The following is a 5,426-nucleotide window of genomic DNA, read 5'->3' as shown; positions in this document are numbered from 1 at the left end:
GCGAACACGTGATACCCTGAGTGACCACATGTATTTTTGGCCTGATAATGCGGTTTTTAAGGGGGATTAGTGGATGAAAGTGACTTGAATCTGTCCGTCTGGTTGTACATCAATGCGCTGCACAATGTATCGTAGAAGGTCTCGACGTTCATCGGGCGATGCATATTCCCACATATCTCGAAAGCGGGCGAGAACAGGCAGCATCTCATCGAAGTGTACTTCTGCCTCCTGTGGACGAGCGGAATCGAGCTTTTTTCGCAGCGCCGACTCCTGGTCGTTGAGTTTCTGCAACCGGTCGCGCAGCTGCATCGTGTCGATAGCTCCCGCCTCGAACGCATCCATCCAACGTTTACGGCGCGCCTCGAGGCTCGATAGCTGGGCGTCGATCATTGCCCTCTCATCGTCTTTAGGCTGCGCTGTCTCGATCAGTGACCCGGCACTATTCGATAGGTCATGGTAATATTGCTCAATGGCGTCAAGTACCGCAGACTCTAGCTTCTCCTCGCGAATCTGAGGCATCCTACATAAGCGACTATGCATGCGTTCCTGACAGATATATGATCGATACGGGCGTCCTTCAGCCTTGGATCGCCGATACTTCGTGATGCCGGACATTCGCGCTCCGCATTGGCTGCAGAATAGGAGCCCTGTGAGTGAATAGCTGCCCAGCGTGGTCTGACCAGGTACAGCTCGTCTACGCTCTCTCATGCGTTCCGCCGCCGCCCACGTATCCTCGTCGATAATCGCCTCGTGCTGACCGCGGGCAATTGTGACATGCTGCTGACGGTGGCCACTGCGATCTCGATATCCAAACCGCACATAGCCTGCATATAGGGGATTGCGCAGCAAATATTTGAGGCTCCACTGTGTCCATCGTTTGTTCGGCGCGGGCTGCGGGTTATCGGGGTTATTCAGCCATTGTAGGAGTTTCACTGAGCCCTCGCCGGATACATATCTGCGAAATATCTCCCGCACCACCGGCGCTTCGATTTCGTTTGGCACCAGGCGCCCGTCCACATAATCATAGCCGAACGCAGATCGTCCGCCTGACCAGTGGCCTTGTTTAGTCGCTTCCACGAGGCCTAAGCGCGTGCGCTCGCCCAGGTTCTCGCGCTCCCATTGAGCCAACGCCGCGACAATGGTGATGAATAGACGGCCAATGGCAGTGGTTGTGTCGAATACCTCCGTCGCGCTCTTGAAACCCACGCCGTGACGGTCAAACTCTTGCAGTAGATCATCGAGGTCGCGCACCGTGCGCGTGAGGCGGTCGAGACGGTAGACCAAGACGACATCGAACTTTCGTTGACGCATGTCTGCAAGCAGGCGCTGAAGCTCTGGACGATCCATAGTCTTAGCTGATACACCTTCATCGGTATAGACGGCTGCAATCGTCCATCCTTGGCTTTCGCAGTAGGATCGTAGTCGGGCGAGTTGAGCATCCAGCGAGAAGCCTTCTTCCGCCTGTACATCCGTCGATACCCGTGTATATATTGCAGTTCGCAAATCCATCATCCTTATGGATTACTGAGAGTTCGATCATGATGGCCGCAGTTGCGCAAATAAATCGTACCGTTGCCCTCATACTCCCATGTGATACGCAAGTCCATGTTTGCGGAGGACTCCCATACTGAGCGTGTACCGCGTATACGTTTCGTTCGGAGACTTACATGACTCGGATCGCGGGCTAATATCTGTATCGACTCACGTATAATCAGTTGAGACAGCCGGTCGAGCTTTGAGAAGTTTTTTAAGAATCGTTTTGAGTATTTAAGCGTAAATTCACTCTTCATCCTTAATCAAATCATCCAGAACCTTTATTGCCTCCTCGACATTTAGTGGCTCTGTTCCTCCCTGTTTAATCTCTCGATCAACTTCACGTTCTTCACGTTGCCATTCTTCAGTCCAGTACCATGCTTGATCCCTTGGCACGGCCACTGCCGGTATTAGCACAATGGCTCCGTTCTCTACACGCGCTTCGAGCAGATCATTTTCATGCAGTTGTAGCGATTCGAGAATGGACTTAGGAATAGTGACTTGCGCTTTTCGCTTAATGCGCACAGTCTCCATACAACATCCCTCCATAAGAAGTTAGAAAATCAGAAAGTCATACTGTATTATACTCCAAGGCCTTTTCGAAGAACCATTGCGATTGATGTAAAGCGTTCGGAAAGACTATAGAGACTTTGGAAATCTAAAGGTATACCGAACAATATGAAAGACGGCACGAGAGCGTCAAACGCGAATTTGCGTGCTTGGTGTTCCTGATGAAGAATTTTCCATGGATCGATTTTGGTAACCATCAAACCGCGAGCACCTTGACAGTCCCCACCGATACCCCGACCATTCGTCAGAAATAAGAAATCCCCACTGCACCCGCCACTTGGGTGTTCATAGGTACTCGAGTATACAATGCTGCCTGCACGTTGACCTCATTTATAACGTTTTTGTCGATTACCCTTCCATTTGTCCCACTGTTGCAGTTTATATTGCAGCATAGCACCATGCCAGAATTCAATTCGCCTTTCCCGTGCTTCTACCCGCGCTTGGTGGGTTACATCAGAAGATGTTATTAGCATGGCATAATGACAGGCTGGTTTCGTATTCATTCGTGCAGAGTGCAGTTCGCGAATGATATTGGGGCCAACATGACGATGATCGTTCCAGTGTTTTGCTTGTATAGCGGTTCTCTCCTTGGTTCTTTTATCAACAATAACCAAATCTACACCTCCATCGTTCCCTCCTATACCTGTTTCTTCCACATAATATCCGTGGTCGCGAAAATACAATGCCAAGAGTCTTTCAAACTCCGCCCATGTCAAACTATCAATAGAAGATTTCAAAATTTCAGTATCATGCCGCCTTGTTGAAGATGTCCGGTGATTGCCTTTCACGCTTGTTTTTTGTTTGTTACTTTTCGATTTTGCAGCTCCCTTGCTTATGACAGAAATTGATTTACTAACGATAGTAAGGGACAGCATAGAAATGATCATCCAATAAATACTATGAGGGAAAGTTAATCTCATTAATCACATCTCCTACTTGATGGTCTATCGCTTCCTCATGTAATCCAGAGTTAGAGTCATAACGCAACGAATTCCGATTTTTCTTCTGCGACCGCCACAGGACATGAGGAAAGACGTTCATACATCCATTCCACAGGCACATTAAAGCGCTCAGAGAGGCTACTGAGGCTTTCAGAGAGCACAGAAATGGACTGCAACATAAATGATGGCGCGAGTGCTTCGAAAGCAAAATTGCGAGCCTGATATTCCTGACGTAATCTCCCCCACATCACTATTTCGGTTTGATCCCCTGTATGGAGAATCGCGTGACCCATCTCATGGGCAAGGTGCACTCGTTGAACTGATCGATTTTGACGCTTATCCACAATTAATTCATATTTGCCTGCGAGCTTGAGACAGCATGAACGACGAGGAATGTAATGTACCTCGAAGCCAAGCTTTGCGGCTGTATAGTCGAGGTCAATATGTTCTGGTCGGCAAATTCCATGTGATAGATACAAGTTTTGAATCAGTGCGGGTATATCCATAATCCATGTCCCCTTAATCCGAACATTCGTTCGTATTGTACATAGATATGGATAGGATTTCAAGTTAACATAGGGAAACTAAACATTTCGGCGTTTTTTCTTTATCTTCCATAAAGCTCTCAAAGTGTCCATGAGTTCTTGTTTCATTTCTTCGGGCGAACCATGAAATTCATAGAAAAAGACATCCTCAAGATTACTCCTAACCCATTCCAAAAACTCGGACTCCTCAGATGACACAGAGGGGGGGTCATCTCCAATAAGATGGCTTATGGTCACACCTAATACACTAGCGATTCTTTTCAACATATCTAAATCGGGTTCGCGCTTGTTTATTTCGTAATGAGCATATGTACCCCGACTAATTCCTAGTTTGTCGGCAACATCTTGCTGTGTTAATCCTTTTTTCTTGCGGATAAATGCCATCCGTTCACCCAAATTCAATAGAACCACTGCCTTTCACCGTAAGTGTAGTAGCAGTGCGCTACAAAATATATTGATGTCGCGATAAAGTACACATAATATTGACATGTAGCGATTAGACACATAAAATCAAAAATAAAAGTAGCGATTCGCTACTATAGGGAGGGGAAGTCATTGAAGAGATATTGGCTTATCCATATGAGATTGTCTCATGGTCTCAGACAAGAAGAAGTTGCAAAAAAATCTATAATTAAAAGACCGTACTATTGCCAGATAGAAATGGGCGTTCGAACACCAAGTATCGATGTAGCTAAACGGATCGCTGATCAACTTCAGTTCGATTGGACTCGCTTCTTTGAGGAACCGGACAGTGAGGATGAATCATACGATGCTGCAAAGGGGGAGTGAATGAACATGACAAAGAAGGATGAACCGTTGCGGGTTGTATGCGTCAACGAACCATCGCCAGAGGCGCTGGAGCGCTTCCATGAGGCTTGTAAACGTGTAGCCGTGAATATCATCCGGCGCAAGATTGAGCAGGCCAGGGCAGGTGCTGAGCATTGACCTGCCGGAGTGGACAAGCTTCCAAACAAAAAAAGCGCCCAAAACGTGAGAGGCGCATGCAAAACAACGATACGACCAGTGTATTGAGAAACTGGATCGCCGTCAACACTATAGAGTTTCTCATATAGAACTCATTTTCATCTTTTTGCGTGTTCACATTGTCGAAAGTCGTAGAAAAAGCGAAATCATCTAACAGAAAGAAGGGCTGATGCTTTTGTGGATTGAGTCGCATCAAGAACTGGGTCGTCACCCGAAAACAAAGAAACTTGCGCGGCTTCTAGGAATTACATTGCCGGCGGCGGTAGGGCATTTGCAGTTTCTTTGGTGGTGGGCACTCGATTATGCTAAAGATGGGAATTTATCCGAATTTGATTCGATGGATATTGCCGACGCCGCTATGTGGGAGGGGGATCCAGAACGGTTCCTCTCGGTTCTAGTCGATGTCGGGTTTGTGGACGCATACGGAAACGATGAAGCAAAGCGCTTCCATATCCATGACTGGATGGACTACGCAGGAAGGCTGGTTGAAAAGCGAGCTCAAAATGCAGAACGAATGCGTCGATCTCGTGAACGTCACAGGAATGTACATACGGAGAATGCGCACGAATCTGTTACGTTACGCGAACGTAATGCGCACGAATCTGTTACGTTACGCGAACGTAATGCGCAGGTTGCGGGGCTACCTAACCAGACACAACATAACCAAACCAAAACACTGAGTGGTGGTGAAAGCGCGCGTGCGCGCGAGGAGATATCTCTGGAGTTGAACCGGTTGTTGGGAAAATCTCCAAATCCCATGCAGGTGGAACTTATGGCCGCATACTCGGAACCTGGTATTGGTATGGATGTCGAGTTGGTGAAACGAGCGATAAGAGTAGCCGCGCTCAAAAAC

At 47.6% G+C, this 5,426-nt stretch carries 7 protein-coding genes and 1 pseudogene; 3 read left to right on the top strand and 5 right to left on the bottom strand.

Annotation, left to right across the window (positions count from 1 at the left end; translation table 11 throughout):
* Positions 1 to 66: 66 nt before the first annotated feature.
* The 5 genes from BLU70_RS13965 to BLU70_RS13940 form a co-directional block, all read right to left on the bottom strand.
* Positions 67 to 1,503 carry a recombinase family protein gene (locus tag BLU70_RS13965; protein ID WP_176780927.1) on the bottom strand — a complete coding sequence of 479 codons (1,437 nt, stop codon included), beginning with the start codon at positions 1,501 to 1,503 and terminating at the stop codon, positions 67 to 69.
* A 276-nt stretch (positions 1,504 to 1,779) separates the two neighbouring features.
* On the bottom strand, positions 1,780 to 2,067 hold the full coding sequence (locus tag BLU70_RS13955; protein ID WP_074693954.1) for an AbrB/MazE/SpoVT family DNA-binding domain-containing protein: 288 nt from the start codon (positions 2,065 to 2,067) through the stop codon (positions 1,780 to 1,782).
* A 362-nt stretch (positions 2,068 to 2,429) separates the two neighbouring features.
* Positions 2,430 to 3,023 (bottom strand): restriction endonuclease, encoded by a 594-nt coding sequence (locus BLU70_RS13950; protein ID WP_074693952.1) that lies wholly within the window; start codon positions 3,021 to 3,023, stop codon positions 2,430 to 2,432.
* Between the two features lie 56 nt (positions 3,024 to 3,079).
* A complete protein-coding gene (locus BLU70_RS13945) occupies positions 3,080 to 3,550 on the bottom strand; it encodes an ImmA/IrrE family metallo-endopeptidase (RefSeq protein WP_074693949.1) in 471 nt (156 codons plus the stop codon).
* A 78-nt stretch (positions 3,551 to 3,628) separates the two neighbouring features.
* Positions 3,629 to 3,991 (bottom strand): helix-turn-helix domain-containing protein, encoded by a 363-nt coding sequence (locus BLU70_RS13940; protein WP_176780926.1) that lies wholly within the window; start codon positions 3,989 to 3,991, stop codon positions 3,629 to 3,631.
* A gap of 177 nt (positions 3,992 to 4,168) precedes the next feature.
* On the opposite strand from BLU70_RS13940, the gene BLU70_RS13935 reads away from it, so the two are divergent.
* The 3 genes and pseudogenes from BLU70_RS13935 to BLU70_RS13930 all read left to right on the top strand — a co-directional run.
* Positions 4,169 to 4,378: a helix-turn-helix domain-containing protein gene (locus BLU70_RS13935; RefSeq protein ID WP_074693960.1), complete on the top strand. Its 210-nt coding sequence runs from the start codon at positions 4,169 to 4,171 to the stop codon at positions 4,376 to 4,378.
* Between the two features lie 6 nt (positions 4,379 to 4,384).
* Positions 4,385 to 4,534, top strand: a complete 150-nt coding sequence (locus BLU70_RS14680; protein WP_176780925.1) for a hypothetical protein — start codon at positions 4,385 to 4,387, stop codon at positions 4,532 to 4,534.
* A gap of 208 nt (positions 4,535 to 4,742) precedes the next feature.
* Positions 4,743 to 5,426, top strand: a pseudogene (locus BLU70_RS13930) (hypothetical protein); the annotation flags it as partial.

The sequence above is a fragment of the Alicyclobacillus hesperidum genome, from assembly GCF_900107035.1.
Classification (GTDB): Bacteria; Bacillota; Bacilli; order Alicyclobacillales; family Alicyclobacillaceae; genus Alicyclobacillus; species Alicyclobacillus hesperidum.
This window is presented reverse-complemented; position numbering and strand designations above follow the sequence as displayed.

What these genes read in the sequence shown, in the direction of transcription:
- BLU70_RS14680 (WP_176780925.1), top strand. Translation starts at nt 4,385, where the DNA reads ATGACAAAGAAGGATGAACCGTTGCGGGTTGTATGCGTCAACGAACCA.
- BLU70_RS13950 (WP_074693952.1), bottom strand. Translation starts at nt 3,023, where the DNA reads ATGAGATTAACTTTCCCTCATAGTATTTATTGGATGATCATTTCTATG.
- BLU70_RS13935 (WP_074693960.1), top strand. Translation starts at nt 4,169, where the DNA reads ATGAGATTGTCTCATGGTCTCAGACAAGAAGAAGTTGCAAAAAAATCT.
- BLU70_RS13945 (WP_074693949.1), bottom strand. Translation starts at nt 3,550, where the DNA reads ATGGATATACCCGCACTGATTCAAAACTTGTATCTATCACATGGAATT.
- BLU70_RS13955 (WP_074693954.1), bottom strand. Translation starts at nt 2,067, where the DNA reads ATGGAGACTGTGCGCATTAAGCGAAAAGCGCAAGTCACTATTCCTAAG.